The following is a 20171-nucleotide window of genomic DNA, read 5'->3' as shown; positions in this document are numbered from 1 at the left end:
TTTGTTCACAAAAAAACAACAATAAACACAAAAAAACTATTATTATGAGTCAAAAAAATTTAGAGCGAATTATGGCCATCCAAAAGGATTGGGATCAAAATCCACGATGGAAAAATGTTAAACGAAATTACACGGCAGAAGATGTCATCAAACTGAGAGGTTCTTTAGATATAGAATATACGTTTGCTAAAAACGGGGCACAAAAGCTTTGGGATGGATTACATTCGAAAGAATACATGGCTGGTTTAGGAGCATTAAATGGTAATCAAGCCATTCAAGAAATTGAAGCAGGTTTAAATGCCATTTACCTTTCAGGATGGCAAGTCGCAGCAGATGCTAATTTATCAGCTGAGATGTATCCTGATCAATCGCTTTATCCTGCCAATTCAGTACCGATGGTTGTGAAACGAATCAACAATGCTTTACGTCGTCGCGATGAAATCCAATCCATTACGGGACAAGGCAATATCGATTATTTTGCACCTATAGTCGCCGATGCAGAAGCAGGCTTTGGAGGAAATTTAAACGCATATGAATTGATGAAACAAATGATTGAGGCAGGTGCTGCTGGCGTTCATTTTGAGGATCAATTATCATCAGCAAAAAAATGTGGTCACTTAGGTGGTAAAGTTTTAGTACCAACTCAGGAAGCCATTAACAAATTATTAGCGGCACGATTAGCTGCCGATGTTTGTGGAGTACCTACGCTATTAATCGCACGTACAGATGCTGAAGCGGCTAATTTAATTACTTCTGATATCGATCCAAGAGATCATAAGTTTATCATTGAAGGCTCTCGCACATCGGAAGGTTTTTATGCTGTAAAAAATGGACTAGAACAAGGGATTGATCGTGCGTTAAGTTATGCACCTTATGCGGATTTGGTTTGGATGGAAACATCGAATCCTGATTTGGGAATGGCTAGAGAATTTGCTCAAGCCGTTCGAGAAGTTTATCCAGATCAAATGTTGGCGTACAATTGTTCACCATCATTCAATTGGGCAAAACATCTTTCAGTCGCTGAAATGGAAACATTCCGTGAAGAATTAGCAGCTATGGGCTATAAATTCCAATTTATCACGTTAGCTGGTTTTCATGCGATGAACACATCAATGTTCGAGTTAGCAAAAGCATATAACGCCAGAGGAATGGCAGGATACTCAGAGTTACAAGAACGCGAATTTGCCTTACAACAAGAAGGCTTCGCAGCAGTGAAACACCAATCATTTGTTGGTACACAGTACTTTGATTACGTACAAAACACAGTGCAACAAGGAGAATCTTCTACTACGGCTATGGCTGAAAGTACGGAGACTGCGCAGTTCCACTAAATATAATGCATACTTTTCAATTAAAAAGACCGAGCTGCAACCTCGGTCTTTTTTTTATCTTTGAAAGCATGTTTACCGATCAAGAAAAAAAATCAATTATATTTAAACCATTCGTATTATATTCTACGTTTTTTATTTTTTCATTTGCATGGATAAATAATCTTTTGTGTATAATATTTACAGATCATATTCCTACAGTATTTTTTAATTTATTTTTTCCAATCGGTAGTTCTATTGCGTTTGCATTTCTATTCTTTTATCAATATCGTTTTAAAAATCTAAGATTTTCAAATGAAGACAATGTATATCGACTAATTTTTTTTATCGTTGGTACACTTGTACTTTTCTTAAATCATGTCCTATTTTTATATTTAAATGATCAACCTTTCCATAAAGCATTATGGTTTTATGCTATCTTTCAAATCATTTTTTATTTGCTATTCTATTTTAGAATAAAAAAGATAGAAGTTAAAGATAAACGCCATTTGTATTAATTTACTCCATTAATTATAATGGATTTTCCATTCATCTCTATCACATCCCCTATTTTCTTACCTAATAACAATTGACCTAAAGGAGTCTGCTTAGACAAAACAAATATTTTCTGATTTTCAAATTTTATTTCTCCTAAACTACAAGCAATCACAAAATTACCCAACGAAGTTTCGATATAAGAACCGTCAACGATTATTTGACTTTCCTTCACTCCTATCTTTAAAAAAGACTCTTGCTGCATTAATACTTCATTCAATTGATTTTGAATGCGTGTAATTTCTTGTTGCAACATCTCTCGAGAAGTTTCATACTTATCGCCCATACTACTTTTCGTCTCCGTATTCGATGCACGCAAGTCATCAATTAAATGTTCTAAATAATTTATTTTATCTGCAATAACTTGTTCAATTGCATTTTTAAGTTCTTGTTTCATACGAATATTCAGGCTTCATAAGCAGTACTTTTATATGCTCGCTTAATAAAAGTGTTGCTTCAATATACAAATCTACTTTATAACTTTACTTTAACCAATGAAAAAAACTTAAATTTACAAGTGTCAACACTAGTATATTGAAACTAAAAAAATACATATTATTCCTTTTATTTTTTTCACAAATTTTGTTTTGTTGGGCTAAGACCCCCTTCTATTATCGCATCAATACTGCTGACGGATTAGATCACAATACCATTTACGATTTCACCCAAGATCGTTATGGATTTTATTGGATTGCTACCGAAACAGGAATGTATAAATACGATGGTGTATTACTACGTAAAGTCAATTTACATTTCAATACAGGAGCTCACAATATTCAGATAGATCGTTTTAATCGGGTTTGGTTTCAGGATTTTGATGGACATATATATTACTACGAAAACAAAAAACTTACACAACTTTCAAATTATAAATTAAAAGGGTATTATAAATATCAAATTACAAATGATGTTCTTTATTTGCCACTACAAAATCATTTTGCAGCAATTGATTTGAAAACTTTAAAAGGCAGAAATTTACCTCATCATATTACGCGAGAACTCAAAGAAACGTTTGTTTTGAATAATGAATTAGGGTACATTATTGAAAACAAAATTGTTATTGGAAAAAAAACATATCATGTACCACCAAATTATAGTGCTGCAATAGACAGTCCCTTACTTACTGTAATTGACGATAAAGTATACATTTTTGATAAATACAACAAAGAAACATTTTTTGTGTTTACAAAAGGACAATTTTTCGAACATCACGAATTTTTTGATATTGATTTTAAACAAAATTTGGATCACTTTGGATCTACGCTATGGATCAGTTCTACTTCAGGAATTATCAGTTATAACCTATTAACCAAGCAAAAAAAGAAATATTTTTCGAATAAAAATATTTCGACCATTTATAAAGATCAAAAACACAATTATTGGATTACAACCTTAACGGAGGGAATTTTATATGTTGAAAATCTAAATTCAGAGATTACATTTACCAACTTACAACCCAACCATTTGGCAAAATTAAATGGAGAACTCATCATTTCTAATTCGAAAGATGGGCTTTATCGTTATCGAAATGGTCAGCTATCCACTCTTCTAGAATCTCCTGCAAATCATGCCTATATTTTCTTAAAAACAGATCCTTCTAACCATTCGATCATTGGAGCTTCTTCAAAATTCAGATGGTATCAAGAAGATAAATTATTCGAAGCACTATTTTCTATTAAAGACATTGTACCGATTAGTAAAAACAATTACGCTTTTGCAGCCAGTCGTTATATCGGGTTAGTGACCAATGATCCAACTATTCATGAACAAAATAAAATTAAGTTTCCACAACATATAACCCGAGAGGAAAATGGCTTGTACTATACGATTTTTTCGCAAGAATTAAATGGTGTTTCTGTGACTTATAATGCGGTAAAAGACATTATCTATTACGCGAGTAAAAATGGATTATATCAAATGAAAAATCGATCATTGTCTAAAGTCATTTATAAAAATGGACAGAATATTTATCTCAAGAAAATCGATTACCATCACAATTATATGATTGGATTAACAGATTTTGGACAATTGATTCGCATCTATTCGGATCATACCATTGAAAAATTTAAACTTCCTGAAATCATTCAAGAAAACGGAATAACGAACATTAAAAAATCGGAAAATAATTTATATATCCACACCTTAAAAGCTGTTCATCTTTATGATTTAGAAAATCATAAATTCATGAAACTTTTGAATATTAATTCTCATTTTAATGCCAATGATGTAGAACAAATTGGAGATACGCTATATTTTGCAACAAGCATTGGATTGCTCAAAAAAAAGAAAGAGGAATTAAAGTATAATCACGTTCCACAACTTAAACTAAATGATGTTTTCGTGAATGGTAAATTGGTGAATATTCATGAAAACAACGTGTTTTCATATCATCAGAACAATTTTGTAATCCGCTATTATATATTTAGTTCAACTCCTAATGATTATTATAAAATTTCATACAAAATTAATCATGAAGATTGGAATTATATTGATTCGAAATCCCGAGAACTTAATTTACAATCATTAGCACCAGGCGATTATACGGTTCGAATTCGTATTGAAGGTAATTTTAATGATCGAATAGAACAACAAATTCATTTCAGCATCCAAAAACCATTTTGGTCAAATGTGTTTTATCAATCGTTATGTATTGCATTGATCATCGCATTGGCTTACTTTTTATCCCGTAAAAAAGTCAATAGTATTCAACGTAAAAATCAGAAGATTATCCAACAATTTGAATTGCAGAACGAATTAAACATTCAGAAATTAATTTCCATCAAATCTCAAATGAATCCGCATTTCTTTTACAATGCGTTAAATACCATCCAATCCTACATTTTAACCAATGATAAACGGTTGGCACTATTTTATTTATCGAAATTTTCAAAATTAACCCGTCAAATCTTAAACCTTAGTGAAAAAGATTTTATCAGTTTAAAAGAAGAAATTGAGACTAATGAAATCTATCTTGAAATTGAAAAAGCGCGATTTAATGATGATTTCGAATACACGATTAATAATATGGGGGTTGATCTAGGCCATTGGAAATTTCCTTCGCTCCTCCTTCAACCCATCATCGAAAATGCAATTAAACATGGACTGCTTCATCTCAAAAAGCAGAAACGAATGATTATTACAATCAAACAAACTGAGGAAGAATTACAAGTTTGCATCGTAGACAACGGTATTGGACGTGTAGCCAGTGAAAAAATAAACCAACATCGTAAAAACCATACCCCTTTTGCAACAAAAGCATTAGAAAATAGGGTGAATATTTTGAATCAAACGTATAATTTAAATCTAAAAATAGAATACATCGATCTCTATCATGACAATCAATCTCCAATGGGGACAAAAGTTATTATTTCTTTAACCAAACAACCTTATGAAAGCAATAATCATTGATGACGAACAAAGAGCAAGAATTTCTTTAGAAGTTATTCTTAACGAATTTTATCCAAATGTTTCTGTTGTGGCTTCTTGCGAAAATTTACCCGAAGGAGTAAAAGCCATTCGAAAATTACAGCCAGATGTTGTATTTCTTGACATTGAAATGCCTGAATACAATGGATTGGAAATACATAATTTTATGGATGAAAGCGAAATAACCTTTGATTTGGTATTTACCACAGCATATCAAGAACACGCATTAAAAGCGTTTAAGCTCAATGCCAAAGATTATTTATTAAAACCAATTAATCCAGAAGAATTAATAGAAACTTTGGATCGAATTAAAAAACTTCGCGACATTCAGCTAAATGTGATTGGAAATTCGTCATTGGATAAAATTGCTGTACCTAGTGGGAATAATTTATTGTTCGTAGAAACTAAGGACATTATATACATCAAAGGAGAAGGCGCGTATTCTGAAATATTTCTTAAAAATCAAAAAAGTATATTAGTCAGTAAAAATTTAAAAGTTTTTGATGAAATTCTAAGTCAAAATGAAAATTTTATTCGGGTTCAAAAATCATATATCGTAAATTATGATTGCATTACTTCAATCAATAAAACCAATGGTGGAACTTTATCTCTAATTAATGATATTCAGATTCCTATTGCAACGGACAAAATCAATCTCGTATTGGATCGCATTAAAATTTTACGCAAATAAAAAACGCCTCAACTTTCGTTGAGGCGTGTATTATATCTCTTGATTTAATTCTTAATATCTACACGAATTCCTTCACTATGGGCACTCAATTCAGGTGCATACATATTTTGCATCGATGTAATTCCGTTGGAGAAATTTCCCGCATTATTCGCCTTTAAATCGTATTCAAATACATATGTTCCTTTACGCATATAATCAGCAAAGAAATTGGTTGATGCATCACGCGTACTTTCATAATATCCAAATTCTCCTTTCCATTTGTAACCTGATAATACATTAACAGGCTCAAAACCACTCGCTCGCATATCTTTAATATGAACAAACTCCATATTTCGATCAATCGAAATTTCTAAACGAACCGTTACAACATCTCCAACTTGAATAGGCGTTTGAGCATTAATTTCTTTTAAAACTGGTCCATTCATTGTATTCATTTTCACATACAACTTCTTATTGAATTTGATCCCCGTTTCTGCCGATTGAATTTTGTCTAAATTTTCAAAATATTGCCAATACATTGCACCATAAGCAACACCCGGAGAGGATTTAGAAACTTCAACTTTTCCGAATTCAGGTTTAATCTCTGAAGCATTCCACGCTGTTTTGACATAACCCGAACCTGCTTGTGAATTTTTCTCAATATCAAAAGGAACATTTCCGATCGTCACGTTAACTCCTTTTTCGGCATCCAACCAAGATTTCCCAGTATTCAGTAATGCATAAACCGCTTTGGTCGTTGCTTTTGTGGAATTCCATTGATTCGTTTGTTTGTTTTTTAGCAACCAAACTTTCATTTCCTCAACTGATTGCACATCCTTTAGAACCTCATCATACGCTTCAATCAATAAAGCTTGAGTTTCTACGGGTGCATCGTACCAGAACCATCCCGCTTGATTGTTTTTCCAATACATGCCCATTTCGTCCGAAAGTACAGCTGTTTCTCTTGTAGAAATCAACACTTGTTTCGCTGCTGACTCCATCCCGAAACGTTTTAAAACTAAAGCGGCCATAGCTTTTTGTTGTAGCGATAAATCTAATTTCTTTTCGTTTAGATTTTTTAACATCACATTTTTCATTTCCTCTAAATTCTTATCCATCGGAAATTGATCCAAGAAGAATGAACGGGCATATAAATAATGAATTCCGTCTGAATAGGTAATGTTCTTAAATGATTTTAAATCTTTTTTGAATTCATTATAGCGTTTGATGTTCTCTTGATCTATAAATTGAATTCCACGTCTAATTAATTCATTGGGTTGAATATTCATGGCATTGAAATTCACATTCATATTCTTCAAATTTCCAAAACCAGCTATGATATGCGTCGTAATGTATTCATTCGGACGACCGCCATCGAACCAAGCAAATCCACCATTTTCATGTTGCTTTGCACTTAATTTCTCAAATGCTGAATGCATTTCGTTTTGCATCTGATTCATTTGAAATAAAGTCGCAATTTGCTTCATTTGCGTGTCTTCGTTTTCTGCAGAACGTACCCAAGGCGTTTCTTCCAAAATGATATTTTTTAACTCAGCATTCAATAGTAGTTTCGATTTTACTTCCCCTTTTGCATTCCATTGATCAAATACAGCTTTAATCTTTGGATTCGAGTTAATAATTTTTTCCGAAACCATATTTCCATATAAGCGAGAGAATACTTGTTCTGCACATTCGTACGGATATTCGCGTAAATACGGTAAAGCAAAAATCGCATTCCAAATTGGATTAGCTGTCATCTCGAACGTTAATTTAAAATGATCTAGCGTTGTTGATTTATTCTGTTCTATGTTTTTAAAATTGAATGTTTTCGTTTGATTTTCCTTGATGTAAATCGGCATCGTTTCTGTGACCAACATACGGTTCGTTAAAATGGGTAAAGCCGATTCTTCTCCATCCGAAAACTCACCTGCAACAGCAACCACACGATAAACAACTGCTTGTACATTTTTAGGAACATCTAGTGTCCAAGTCACTTGATCTGAACTTCCTTGGGCTGAAGTAAAATTTTGTGTGGGTTGATTCACCTTAAATTTCGCATCCATTGGTTCGTTTGTAAACGGATCAAATAACATTAATTTTGCTGTTCCACTTAATGTTTGCTCTGATAAATTATTAATCTTCGTTGAAATTGAAACGCGATCACCTTCTCTTAAAAATCGTGGTGCGTTCGGAACAACCATTAATTCTTTTTGGGTTTTGACACGATTTTCTAAATACCCAACTTTTAAATCTTTTGTATGCGCTAATGTCATCAATTTCCATTCGGTTAACGATTCTGGCGCTGTAAATTCAATGATAACATTTCCATCCGCGTCTGTTTTAAGATTGGGAAAGAAAAATGCCGTTTCGTTTAAAACTTTACGCGCTTGGACTTGATTGATTTGTTCTTCAATTTCCTGAACTTTTGCTTCTGGTAAAACCATTGGACTTTGTGTAATAGCACTTGGAGCAGAAGGAGTTGGTATAACATTTTTTTGCATTGCAGTAGAAACTTTACCTTCTGCCCTTACATTCGCTTCTTGTAAAACCATATCTTTGGAACGCCAAAATCGATCATACATTCCTCCATTAAAGGAAAAATTAAACAATGAAAAACTCAAACTATTTGTATAATCATTTACATAATGATCTTCAAATAAATTTTGAAAATAAAATCGATACGAATCTGAAAAACCAATTCCATTATTTAAATTAGAAAATGAATTACGAATGTAATTTGTACGATTGTTATTTGGATTGAATTGAGTACTATGTGCTACGAATTTATCCAAAGAAGCATCATACATTGTTGCTAAAACTTCAGCAGAAATTTTATCTTTTTGATTACCTTCTATCTTAATTTTCCAATGTTCCTGTTGTCCTGGTTTTAATTTATCTCTGAAAACTTCGGTTGAAATTTTAAGATCTTTTGATTCCATTGGAACGTTAATCGTTTTTACATCTGATAAAACATGATTGTGCTTAACGATAAAATAACTAACTCCTATGTTTCCTAAATATTCTTTCTCAATTGGAATTGATACCGTTTTATATTTATCTAAATTAAGAACACCTTCTTTATAAATTTTATTATTTGTACCAACTTTATAAAATACGTATCCACCCTTTTCAGCAGATTTGAAAGTTATCTTTGCAACATCTCCTACTTTATAACTGTCCTTATCCGTAACAACCGATAATAAAGTCGAAGGATTGATTTTATTTGGATTTTCAATGTAAACAATTCGTTCAATTTCTACTTTCTGATTCCCATCAAATACAAAACCTTTTAGGATATAATAATTTTCTTCTAATTGATCTGGCTTCGGAAATTTAACTTCGTTTGAAATATTAGTATCAAATGTCGTCTCAAAAATTTTCTGGCCTAATTTTCTATTTTTCGGAATGATTTCATCTCCATAAGGTAAATTTGGAAATAGCTTTCTAAATTCTTCTTCAGAATAATAATTATAATTTGTATGAAAACGAGTAGTTCTTAAAACTTGCTTCGGAGATTGTAAAGAGTAAATTTCTATTTGTACTTTTCCCTCCTGTTTAACTCCATTAAGATTAGTAATTCCAACTGTAAATTTCTCTAAATCTTTTGTTGATATTCTATCATTTAAATTAACGTTTAAAACTAAACGTTGATCTCCAATTTTTACATAAGAAGTCGTTGCTTGCGTTTCTCCATTAATATCAGTTACGCTAACTTCAATTGTATAATTATATAAACGATCGACTCCTTTTCGTTCTTCTGCTGGTTTTGCAATAAAATCGAAAGAATATTTACCTTCGGCATCCGTTTTAGTTTCACCAAAAGTAATTACTTCACGATTTGATCTACCGTAAGGAATTTGACGATACCATGGCCAATATGTAAATAATTCTTGGCGATAAACACGATATTTTACATTCGCATTATCTATCATTGCACCAGAAAAAGCTTCCGTTTTACCAGAAATTTTAATTTTATCGTTTAATTGATAAACTTCTTTTAATTGATCAACTTTTGTTTCAAATTTTGGTCGTTTATATTCTTCAACTCGAATTGATTGATAACCATTCGAAATTTGTGCTCCATCTAATCCGATTATAACAAGCTGAAAATTGCCCGTTAATGCTGAGGCTGGTAACTGAAATTGTCCATTAAAGGATCCGAATGTATTAGTTGTACCATCTATTTTAGCAACTTCTTTTCCATTAACATCTTTCAAAAGAACTTGAATTTTAGAATTAGCTAAAATTTCACTTTCTTTCTTGTACGTTTTGTATAGAATTGTTTTAAAATAAACGGTTTGACTTGGACGATAAATTGCTCTATCTGTCAATATTTTTGCAACATTATTAACCGTTTCATTCGAATTTGAATAATCCTTATAAATATAATTTGAATAAACTGCAGCATCATTTTTTACACGATATGAAATCGAACGATTAGACAAATCAAGTTTTGCAATTCCATTAGAATCCGATTTAATATCCTTTGTAATAACAGACGAATTATATCTATCAAATATTTCGATTACTGCATTTTCTATTGGTTTTCCAGATTCGCGATCAGTAACGTATATATTTTTATTATCTATAGAAATTAAATATGGCGTTACCGAAATTTGATTACACACAACTTGTTCAGATTCTGATTTAAAATCAAAATCTGGATTCGTTGAAAAAAGAACGATATATCGACCAGCTTTTAATGGATTTAATTTGTAGATTGACGAATGCGATTGATAATCATCAAAAGATTTTAAATCGATACTATATTCATCAATCTTCTTTAATTTATTAATTGCGTTAAAATTTTTAGTCGTCTCTACTGAATCTTGATAATTGTAATTCTGTATTAATTTTTCATTTTTCTCATTAAATGGATAATCAAATAATCTAACATAAATTTTTGACGTATTCTTATGTGTCACATTTAACGGAATATAAGTTTGGGGTAAAATATATTCGTCCGTTTTAATTTCTATGTTTTTAGCGCGTATTTGATCCGCAATAGAAATGATATTTTTTGTTGAGACAAGAGTTGGATATGTTGCTTTTACCTTTTTTTCAATTTCAAAAATGGTTTTGTAACTTCCTTTTTTAATTTCTTCCTCATTACTTAACCTTTGTACATAGTCTTCGTAAATTCTAGTACTATATGCAGCTTCTTTAAAATAAATTCCAGCTAAATTTTCATATTCTTTCAATAATTCTGATTTATTTATCGTTGCTGCTCTATTCTGTAATTGCTGATGTTGATTGTACAAGAAAGCATTAAAATTTCCTTTATCACTATTCAATTTAGCTAACTCTTGATAATATTGATTTGCTTCCTGACTTCTTTCTGCAGATTTTGTATATAAATCTATTTCCTCATTGATTAAATAATTGATGTATTCACGCACAAGAATATCATAAAGCGTAGGTGTTAATTCTTTTGCTTTAATAAAAGAATTTTGATCATTAAAATCTTGTACAAATAAAGGTTTCCAATCATTTATATCTTCATTTATCAACTCATTTTTTGGTTGAATAGATTTTTTAAATAATTGATCAATTTTTGAATTAAATGCTTTATAGGTCCAAAAACGAACATCAGTAGAATTTTGATTTTCTACTTCGGTTCTTGATTCTATTTTGTAACTATTCTCACTATAATAAATAAAATATAATTTCGCCAAATACATTTGTACAATCGCATCTCGCACTTGAGATTTCCCATTAATTTCTTTACTGAATGTCTTAAAAACAAAGTTAACATCATCGGTATCGTCTGTTGTGGCAACTTTTATTTTTGCTTCATAGAATAAAGCTTTAATGTAATGGGCATCATCATTTAAATTTTTGGCTAACAATTTTATTTCGTCAATTTTGGGTTGCAAGGATTTAAATTGACCATTTGCAATGTCTTGATCAATCCTTTTCCATTGCTGTACGATGGATGGATTCTGAGCCATAACACACAGTGGAATAAGAAAAGTTAATATGTAAGAAAATAATCTCATAGAATAGTATTTGTAGTATAGATGCAATTTAGTGATAAAAGGTTGTTTATAGTGCATAAAAAAATCCGAATGCATGTCTAACATTCGGATTTTTAAATATATAAAATTGTATTTTTTATAAATCTTCTAAGTCTAAATCTTCGTCGATTTGTAAATCATTTAATCCTGCATCTTCTGCAAAATCAATATCATCATCACCGTCTAAATCTAAGATTTCCATATCGCGTTTTGGTGCTTTTAATGGCATTGATCCGAAACGGTAAACAGTTAATGGATAATTTAATACTGCTGGTTTATCTTCGATCGAAATTAATTCAGCAACAAAAGTCCACATTTCCATGAAATCGTAAACAAATTTTAAACGATCTCCTTGTTCATTGAAAACTTCTTTGATGTAGAAATCAGCCATTGTTTCATCAGTACCATCGTCTGACATATCTTCCAATGGAATTTCTTTTAACTCAACACCATCTTCATCAATTTCATAGAATGATGCTAATTCTTCACCTTGTAAACTGAAAGCACTGATAATCCCTTTGTATAAAGTAAATAATGTTTGCTTTTCTTTAATTTCAATATCTCTGAAAACATCCTCCTTTGCATCAAGGAATACACGAATTTTATATATCACTTTTTAACTATTTTTCAATTCTAAATTTAAACTTTTTCCCAATTCTACCACAAAATTATAAGCAGATTCGTAGCTATTTTCTACTTCCCCTTCTAAAATGGCTTCCTTAATGGCATTTTTAATAATTCCAACTTCCTTACAAGGTGCTAAACCAAACATTTCCATGATTTGTTCACCTGAAATTGGTGGTTGGAAATTACGAACTCGATCACGTTCTTCAACATCCTTAATTTTTTGCTCAACCAATTCAAAATTTTGTTTGAATCGTTTTTGCTTGCGTTCATTTTTCGTCGTAATATCCGCTTTACAAAGCGTAATTAAATCCTCGAAATCTTCACCAGCATCAAACAATAAACGACGTAATGCCGAATCTGTTGCATCATCATCCACAACCGCAATTGGACGTGAACTCATCATGACCAATTTCTGAACATATTTCATTTGTGGTCCTAGAGGTAATTTTAAACGTCGAAACAATTTAACTACCATTTTAGATCCTACAAATTCATGGGAATGGAATGTCCAACCTACTTTTTTATCAAAACGTTTCGTAACCGCTTTACCGATATCATGTAATAAGGCTGCCCAACGTAACCAAACATTATCTGTATGAACAGAAATATTATCGACAACTTCTAATGTATGATAAAAATTATCTTTATGCTTCTGTCCTTCAACCTCTTCAATCCCTTTTAAAGCGACCAATTCGGGTAAAATATATTGCAATAATCCTGCCTTTTCCAACAGATTTAACCCAAAAGAAGGTTTGTCTGTCATCATGATTTTTTGGAATTCATCCATCACACGTTCGAAAGAAACAATCTCAATTCGTTTTGCATTATCAATAATGGCTTGAAAAGATTTTTCTTCAATCACAAAATTTAATTGTGCTGCAAAACGTATAGCACGCATCATGCGTAAAGGATCGTCAGAATACGTAACATTAGGCTCTAATGGCGTACGAATAATTCCATTTTTTAAATCTTCAATTCCATTAAATGGATCGATCAATTCCCCAAATGTGGCTTTGTTCATCGATATCGCTAATGTATTAATGGTAAAATCACGTCTCTTTTGATCGTCTTCAATCGTACCATCTTCCACATGGGGTTTACGGCTATCTTCTGAATAACTTTCTTTTCGCGCTCCAACAAATTCCAATTCTATATCTTGGTAACGAAACATTGCTGTTCCGAAACGTTTAAATACTGAAACTTGTGATGTATTTCCTAATGATTTTGCAACTTCTTTTGCAAGATTAATACCGTTTCCTACCGTTACAAAATCGATATCTTTTTTTCGTCCTCGACCTAATAAATAATCGCGTACAAAACCACCCACGACATAAGTTTCCTGATTAATTTGATCAGCAACTTCACATACGTTTGAAAAAAGTGGTAATGTTACAGCTTCTTGGATTTTCATTTTGCAAAAGTAAAAGATTTGACTAAAAAAACTACTCTCTTATTACTTTTACTTCATTATCTAAACCTAATTTGATAATTGTAGACGCCGTAAACTGAGGTTCAAACGTTTCGCATTCATCTAAAACCAAATCTACGCCTTTAATTACTTCAGGATGTACTTCTTTTAACACTTTTGGAGATGGATCACCCGATAAATTGGCTGAAGTGGATACTATAGGCCCGTTTAAACGCCCAATAATTTTTTTGCACAATAAATCATCCGTTAAACGAATCGCTATCGTATTATCTTCTGCAATTAATGATTTTGGTAAACCCTTTGGATTGTCATAGATAATCGTGATTGGTTTTTCGTTATATTCCATCAAATCCCAAGCTAATTCTGGAACTTCTACAATATCTTGTAACATTTTAGGTGAATCAACTAAAATGATCAAAGATTTAGACGAAGGCCTATTCTTGATTTCATAAATTTTTTGAATTGCTCCTTCGTTCTTTGCGTCACACCCTAAACCTAATATGGTATCAGTAGGATATAACATGGTTTTACCTTCTTTTAGTTGTTCAACTATATCGTAAATGTTCGACATTACTGTATGTTATTAATCTAAGTTAAAAGATTTATTTTTTAACTTGGGTGCAAATTTCAAAATAATATCCTTATTTTATTCAAATCATCATAATAATTTTCAATACACCCCATGAAAGTTATTATCATAAACTATGGAGGAAAGGTATGAATTAAATCCATAAATTTGGTCACATAAAACTATTACTATTATCATGAAAATCTTGCATATTTCTGGTGCTAGAAGCTGGGGTGGAAATGAACAGCAATTAATTCTGAATATTAACGAATTAAATCAACTGCAGACTAAAAATTTTATCTTTGGTATCGAAAATACACCATTGCATGAACGTGCAAAAAGACACAACATTGAATTTATCGCATCTAAATCGCGCAAAATTTCAAAGTTTGGGAATGTTGCACAACTCAAAGATCTCATTCAACAATATCAATTCGACGTTATTCATCTTCATACCAGTGATGCATTAACGTTAATGTATTTCTATTCCTTATTAAATTCTATTCCTGCCAAAGTCATTTTTAGTAAAAAAGGGATTGGAGGAAGTAGTAGCTTTTTAAGCAAGTTGAAATACAATGCTTCTTTTTTGCATCGCATCATATGTGTTTCCAAAAGTGTGGAAGACAATTTTAAACCCATGTTGAATGAAAAGACAAAGCTTAAAACAACTGTTGTTTATGATTGTATTTCGGAACAAACATTTCCTAAAATAAGCGATGAGTTAATGAATCGTTTCAGCGATATCAAAGCATCTTATTTTATGGGATCCATTGCCAATCATACCAAAGCAAAAGATTTACCAACTTTAATTGAAGCTGTTTCCATCTTGAAGAATAAATATCAATTATCCAATTTCAAATTGATACAAGTAGGGGAATATTCAAAACTTACCGATGAATTTAAAATACTTATTCAACAAAAAGGTGTAGAAAATGAATTTGTTCTAACCGGTAAAATTGAAGACGCCATGCAATTGAACCATATGTTTGATGCATTTGTTGTTTCATCCTCACGCGAAGGGGGCCCAACTTCTGCTTTAGAAGCTATGTTATACCAAACTCCTGTGGTATCAACGCAAGTGGGTGTAATTCCAGAAGTAATTGTAAACGGTAAAAATGGTTTTACTTGTCCACCGAATCAACCTGAATTATTAGCAGATGCTCTTTTCGCGATGTATTCTTTAAATGAAGAGCAACGAAAAAATATGACAGATCAAAATTATCAATTTATTCTAGACAATTTCACGTCGAAAAACATTGCACAACAAATTCTTACGATTTATGAATCCTAAGGAGTTAAATATTGATTAATGCCTTTTTCAGCAAAAGATAATTTCTCTGCAATTGTTTTTTGCTGAATTTTATCGTTACGATCCAAGAAAGATTTGCTTTGTTCATGATGATAAATATGATAAACAATACCGGCAAATTTCAGGCGTTTCGCATAAATACCAGCATGATGCATTCGTAAAACTAATTCCGAATCTTCTCTACCCCATCCTGTAAATTCTTCATTATATCCATTCACTCTAATAAAGTCTGACTTCCAAAATGAAAAATTACACCCTCTCATTTTAGATGAATAATTCGCATGCTTCTTTTGTTTTTTTGCAAGGGATAAAAAATGCAAAGTGCGACTTCTTTTTTTAATTCCCTTTGAAAAGAAATTAAACGCAATGGATTTATGTTGAAATAATGAAGAGAGAGCTGATTCCTGTATATTAACACGAGAACCATACAAATACACATCTTTTTCAGCCAATTGCAAATGATCTTCCACAAAATTAGGATGCAATATCACATCACCATCGATACTTATGATGTATTCATTTTGAGCTTGAGCAATCGCTTTGTTCATAATTTTAGCCTTACGATTTCCTTCATCTTCATGCCATACATGTTTTAATACGGTTGGAAAATCTTTTTGAATGTTTTCTATAAGAAGTTTTGTATCGGAAGTTGAACCGTCATCCGCTATAATTACCTCCTGAGGAAGTACAGTTTGAGCTGCTATACTTTTAAGAACCAGTTCTAAAGCATCTGGCCAATTATAAGTCGATAAAACTAAGCTGGTATTAATCATAATGTCAACAAAAATAAACATATCTTTGTCAATCGGAAATGATATCTACATAAATCATTACTCCGAACGAAATTTGAAGATGAATGACCCAGAAAATTGTTGTAAATCCAACGTATCAAACGACTGAAAAGGAAATAAAAATGATTATCGATAATTTTGATTCGATTCAAGAGTATGTAGCCAAAGGTGATCGTAATTCGATTAAGAAAATTGCATTAGAAAATAAACAAACTGCAACAATAAAATCATTTAAGATTCCCAATGTCGTTAACAAGTTCGTATATCGCTTTTTTAGAGAATCAAAAGCTCAACGATCTTACGATTACGCTAAGAAATTGATTGATTTAGGATTCTTAACACCGTATCCAATTGCTTATGTTGAACAAACCACGCCCCTTCAATTCTTAAATAGTTATTATTTCTGTGAAATGGTTGAAGCGGATTTAACGTATCGCGAAATGGTTCACGATAAACATTGGCCCAACCGTACGGAAATTCTTAAACAATTTACTCGTTTTACCTACGAACTTCATGAGGCTGGAATTGAATTTTTAGATCATTCTCCTGGTAATACTTTAATAAAACAAGTCGAGGAGAACAAATATGAATTTTATTTGGTAGATTTAAATCGTATGAATTTCCATGATGAAATGGATTTTGATACACGAATGAAAAATTTTTCTCGTTTAACACCTCATCAAGAAATGGTTGAAATTATGGCTAAAGAATATGCGAAATTAATTGGAAAACCTGAGCAAGAAGTTATTGATGCAATGTGGAATAAAACAACCGAATTCCAAGAACAATTTCATCTAAAACAACAACGTAAGAAAAAATTAAAAAGTCTGATTGGCAAAAAATAAAAAAGCACTTCAATAGAAGTGCTTTTCTTTTATGATAAAATCATTTCTTCAAATGGTAGGATGGTATGATAACCTTTTGATTTAAAATATTCATGCATCCCTTCACGGTAAGTGACCAATACAAAATCACCGCCCCATGCTCCTAAACTTTTAATTACTCCTTGATAATCGGGAAAATAAGTTGCTTTAGGCTGTTCAATTTTCATGAATTCTTCCAAACGATTTTGATATGTGGTCAGAATTGACTCTAACGCTTCTAATGTATTGACTTGACTTGCAGCTAAAACCAAATCTGATAAATCATGAATCATCTCCCAATCTTTGGGTTTATTTTTATAATGATTGCCCACCACTGCTTGTGTATCTTGTTTTTGATTTAAAAACACAAAATATAATTGATCTGTAAAATCCCATTTCAATTCCAATTCTTCAACTTTTATAGTTGGTTGATTCGAAAATAAAATAGGTTTGTCATGATGCGCACATGCAATATCATATCCACTGGTATTAAACGTTAAATGATTTAAAACAAATGGATCGATGCCAACCCATTGACTAATCAAATCAATTAATGTAGAACTACTTCCCAATCCCCATTCTTGTGGATATTCTAATTTTGTTATACATGAATAGCCACGTGATGTTTGGAAAAAGGCAGGATTTAAACTTTTAGCTTGAATCAATATTCTTTGTAGGGATTCACTTAAAGCGTCATTAGAACAAGAAATAATCGCGAGCGTATCCAATGAAAACACAACTTCAAACCATATCGAATCGTCAAATTTTGTAGCTTTCCATTCAATGCAATTTTCTTGCGATGAATTTTCTATAAATAAGCATTGCCCATATTTCGTGGGCAATGCAAATGCTTTGGCTCCATCCATTACAATATATTCCCCAATCAGGAATAATTTACCATTGGAACGGAATTTCTTCATTTTTTTAAATTTGTGTAGCAGATGAAGTCGTTACTTCTCTACTTACTTTTTTCACTAAACCTTGTAAAGTATTACCAGGACCAACTTCTATAAATTCAGTTGCCCCATCAGCGATCATATGTTGTACGGATTGCGTCCATTTTACAGGAGCAGTTAATTGAGCAATTAAATTCTTTTTGATCTCTGAAGGATCAGTAACTGCAGTAGTGGTTACATTTTGATATACTGGACAAATTGGCGTATTAAATGGAGTTTCTTCAATTGCTTTCGCTAATTCCTCTTCAGCAGGTTTCATCAATGGCGAGTGAAAAGCTCCACCCACGGGTAAAACTAAAGCACGTTTAGCTCCCATTTCTTTTAATTTTTCACATGCTGCATTAACTGCTTCAATCTCTCCTGAGATAACCAATTGACCAGGACAATTGTAATTTGCTGCTACAACAATACCTTCAATTTCTTCACAAACTTGTTCTACCACAGCATCTTCTAATCCTAAGATAGCAGCCATTGTAGATGGTTGTGCTTCACAAGCTGCTTGCATAGCAAGTGCACGTTTGTATACTAATTTTAAACCTGACTCAAAATCCAATACGTTTGCAGCAACCAATGCTGAAATCTCACCTAAAGAGTGACCAGCCACCATTTGAGGTTCAAAATTTTCGATGGTTTTAGCTAAAATGACTGAATGTAAAAAAACAGCAGGTTGTGTAACTTTCGTTTGTTTTAAGTCTTCTGCAGTACCTTCAAACATAATTTTAGTGATATCAAATCCTAAAACTTCGTTCGCTTTTTCAAATAATTCTTTTGCTACTACAGAATTGTCATAAAGGTCTTTACCCATTCCTGTGAATTGAGCACCTTGACCTGGAAAAACATAAGCTTTCATTATTGTGATTTATACGTTTTTATTAATAAATTGTGTGTCTTTTGCTTCGTAAATTTCATTTAAGAATACATAACGTTGATATACGGATTCTGCATGTAATTTGGAAACAACAAATCCTTCTCTCCCATCCAAAAATCCTAATCGAATGATATAATGATTAAAAAATCGGTAGGCAGGTTTGATTTTAAAGTGAAAGAAATTAGGTTTCAAATTTCGAAGTTCTAATTCTTTTGCTCTAAGTTTTGAATATGAAGTTAATTTTCGGCGGTATTCATCCGAAGAATTATACGTATAGTGATCTAATTTATTTTTTAATTTCCCCACCGCTCCTTCGCAATGGATTAATTCATGCACTAAACGTCCATTTTTGTAGCGATTTTTCGATTTTTTAAATAAACGAATTGCTTTATCATTTTGCATTCCACTAAAATGAATGACCTTTTGTTTAAAGAAAAATCGTCGGCCCACATAATAAGCATCTAAAGCATTTGCATTTTGAGTTATCGCAATTAATTCTTCTCTTAGTTTTAGAGGAATATGCTCATCGGCATCAAAAAATGTAATCCATTCATATGAAGCTTGTTCAATTGCAAAATTCTTTTGATCCGTAAAATTTTTAAATTCTCTCTGAAAGACTTTAACCTTAGGAAAAGATTGAGCAATTTCAACCGTTTTATCGGTACTATATGAGTCTACTACAATGATCTCATCAGCATAAACTGAATCTTCAAGAAATCGTTTAATATTTCTTTCTTCATTATATGTAATTAGTAGAGCTGATATTTTTTGCATTCGTTTGTTTT

14 protein-coding genes are annotated in these 20171 nt (G+C 31.8%); 5 read left to right on the top strand and 9 right to left on the bottom strand.

Annotation, left to right across the window (positions count from 1 at the left end; translation table 11 throughout):
- The first annotated feature begins 44 nt into the window (after window positions 1-44).
- Entirely contained in the window at window positions 45-1331 is a 1287-nt protein-coding gene (gene aceA, locus AC1QSP_RS01220; RefSeq protein ID WP_484079412.1) for an isocitrate lyase, read from the top strand.
- A 490-nt stretch (window positions 1332-1821) separates the two neighbouring features.
- Here the strand turns inward: aceA and AC1QSP_RS01215 are convergent, their stop codons facing one another.
- A complete protein-coding gene (locus AC1QSP_RS01215; protein ID WP_484079411.1) occupies window positions 1822-2259 on the bottom strand; it encodes a hypothetical protein in 438 nt (145 codons plus the stop codon).
- A gap of 185 nt (window positions 2260-2444) precedes the next feature.
- On the opposite strand from AC1QSP_RS01215, the gene AC1QSP_RS01210 reads away from it, so the two are divergent.
- Entirely contained in the window at window positions 2445-5270 is a 2826-nt protein-coding gene (locus AC1QSP_RS01210; protein WP_484079410.1) for a sensor histidine kinase, read from the top strand.
- Complete coding sequence (locus AC1QSP_RS01205) at window positions 5251-5979, top strand: LytR/AlgR family response regulator transcription factor (protein ID WP_484079409.1); 729 nt, start codon at window positions 5251-5253, stop codon at window positions 5977-5979. The genes AC1QSP_RS01210 and AC1QSP_RS01205 overlap by 20 nt, the downstream gene beginning before the upstream one ends.
- A gap of 44 nt (window positions 5980-6023) precedes the next feature.
- Here AC1QSP_RS01205 and AC1QSP_RS01200 read toward each other — a convergent pair whose 3' ends face one another.
- From AC1QSP_RS01200 to AC1QSP_RS01185, 4 genes are all read right to left on the bottom strand, one after another.
- Window positions 6024-11909: an alpha-2-macroglobulin family protein gene (locus tag AC1QSP_RS01200; RefSeq protein WP_484079408.1), complete on the bottom strand. Its 5886-nt coding sequence runs from the start codon at window positions 11907-11909 to the stop codon at window positions 6024-6026.
- Window positions 11910-12072: 163 nt separating this feature from the next.
- A complete protein-coding gene (locus AC1QSP_RS01195; protein ID WP_322970264.1) occupies window positions 12073-12588 on the bottom strand; it encodes an IS1096 element passenger TnpR family protein in 516 nt (171 codons plus the stop codon).
- A 3-nt stretch (window positions 12589-12591) separates the two neighbouring features.
- On the bottom strand, window positions 12592-14013 hold the full coding sequence (locus AC1QSP_RS01190; protein WP_484079407.1) for a CCA tRNA nucleotidyltransferase: 1422 nt from the start codon (window positions 14011-14013) through the stop codon (window positions 12592-12594).
- A gap of 31 nt (window positions 14014-14044) precedes the next feature.
- Window positions 14045-14602, bottom strand: coding sequence for an L-threonylcarbamoyladenylate synthase (locus tag AC1QSP_RS01185; protein ID WP_484079406.1), 558 nt, complete (start codon window positions 14600-14602; stop codon window positions 14045-14047).
- Between the two features lie 193 nt (window positions 14603-14795).
- Here AC1QSP_RS01185 and AC1QSP_RS01180 point away from each other — a divergent pair, with 193 nt between their 5' ends.
- Window positions 14796-15890 carry a glycosyltransferase family 4 protein gene (locus AC1QSP_RS01180; protein WP_484079405.1) on the top strand — a complete coding sequence of 365 codons (1095 nt, stop codon included), beginning with the start codon at window positions 14796-14798 and terminating at the stop codon, window positions 15888-15890.
- Here AC1QSP_RS01180 and AC1QSP_RS01175 read toward each other — a convergent pair.
- Complete coding sequence (locus AC1QSP_RS01175; RefSeq protein WP_484079404.1) at window positions 15887-16702, bottom strand: glycosyltransferase family 2 protein; 816 nt, start codon at window positions 16700-16702, stop codon at window positions 15887-15889. The genes AC1QSP_RS01180 and AC1QSP_RS01175 overlap by 4 nt on opposite strands.
- A 62-nt stretch (window positions 16703-16764) precedes the next feature.
- Between AC1QSP_RS01175 and AC1QSP_RS01170 the strand changes: the two genes are divergently transcribed.
- Entirely contained in the window at window positions 16765-17544 is a 780-nt protein-coding gene (locus tag AC1QSP_RS01170) for a lipopolysaccharide kinase InaA family protein (RefSeq protein WP_484079403.1), read from the top strand.
- Window positions 17545-17573: 29 nt separating this feature from the next.
- Here AC1QSP_RS01170 and AC1QSP_RS01165 read toward each other — a convergent pair whose 3' ends face one another.
- The 3 genes from AC1QSP_RS01165 to AC1QSP_RS01155 are packed head-to-tail and all read right to left on the bottom strand — an operon-like array spanning window position 17574 to window position 20160.
- Complete coding sequence (locus AC1QSP_RS01165) at window positions 17574-18482, bottom strand: GYDIA family GHMP kinase (protein WP_484079402.1); 909 nt, start codon at window positions 18480-18482, stop codon at window positions 17574-17576.
- A gap of 4 nt (window positions 18483-18486) precedes the next feature.
- Window positions 18487-19368: an ACP S-malonyltransferase gene (gene fabD / locus AC1QSP_RS01160; protein WP_484079401.1), complete on the bottom strand. Its 882-nt coding sequence runs from the start codon at window positions 19366-19368 to the stop codon at window positions 18487-18489.
- Window positions 19369-19377: 9 nt separating this feature from the next.
- Window positions 19378-20160, bottom strand: coding sequence for a glycosyltransferase family 2 protein (locus AC1QSP_RS01155; protein WP_484079400.1), 783 nt, complete (start codon window positions 20158-20160; stop codon window positions 19378-19380).
- Window positions 20161-20171 lie beyond the last annotated feature (11 nt).

The organism is Faecalibacter sp., from assembly GCF_057177045.1.
The sequence above is the reverse complement of the archived record's forward strand: the minus strand, read 5'-3'. Positions and strand labels throughout refer to the sequence as shown.

Excerpts from the sequence above, each read along its gene's own strand:
- AC1QSP_RS01175 (WP_484079404.1), bottom strand. The coding sequence starts at position 16,702 with ATGTTTATTTTTGTTGACATTATGATTAATACCAGCTTAGTTTTATCG.
- AC1QSP_RS01170 (WP_484079403.1), top strand. The coding sequence starts at position 16,765 with ATGACCCAGAAAATTGTTGTAAATCCAACGTATCAAACGACTGAAAAG.
- AC1QSP_RS01200 (WP_484079408.1), bottom strand. The coding sequence starts at position 11,909 with ATGGCTCAGAATCCATCCATCGTACAGCAATGGAAAAGGATTGATCAA.
- aceA (WP_484079412.1), top strand. The coding sequence starts at position 45 with ATGAGTCAAAAAAATTTAGAGCGAATTATGGCCATCCAAAAGGATTGG.
- AC1QSP_RS01165 (WP_484079402.1), bottom strand. The coding sequence starts at position 18,482 with ATGAAGAAATTCCGTTCCAATGGTAAATTATTCCTGATTGGGGAATAT.
- fabD (WP_484079401.1), bottom strand. The coding sequence starts at position 19,368 with ATGAAAGCTTATGTTTTTCCAGGTCAAGGTGCTCAATTCACAGGAATG.
- AC1QSP_RS01215 (WP_484079411.1), bottom strand. The coding sequence starts at position 2,259 with ATGAAACAAGAACTTAAAAATGCAATTGAACAAGTTATTGCAGATAAA.
- AC1QSP_RS01155 (WP_484079400.1), bottom strand. The coding sequence starts at position 20,160 with ATGCAAAAAATATCAGCTCTACTAATTACATATAATGAAGAAAGAAAT.
- AC1QSP_RS01205 (WP_484079409.1), top strand. The coding sequence starts at position 5,251 with ATGAAAGCAATAATCATTGATGACGAACAAAGAGCAAGAATTTCTTTA.
- AC1QSP_RS01190 (WP_484079407.1), bottom strand. The coding sequence starts at position 14,013 with ATGAAAATCCAAGAAGCTGTAACATTACCACTTTTTTCAAACGTATGT.
- AC1QSP_RS01180 (WP_484079405.1), top strand. The coding sequence starts at position 14,796 with ATGAAAATCTTGCATATTTCTGGTGCTAGAAGCTGGGGTGGAAATGAA.
- AC1QSP_RS01185 (WP_484079406.1), bottom strand. The coding sequence starts at position 14,602 with ATGTCGAACATTTACGATATAGTTGAACAACTAAAAGAAGGTAAAACC.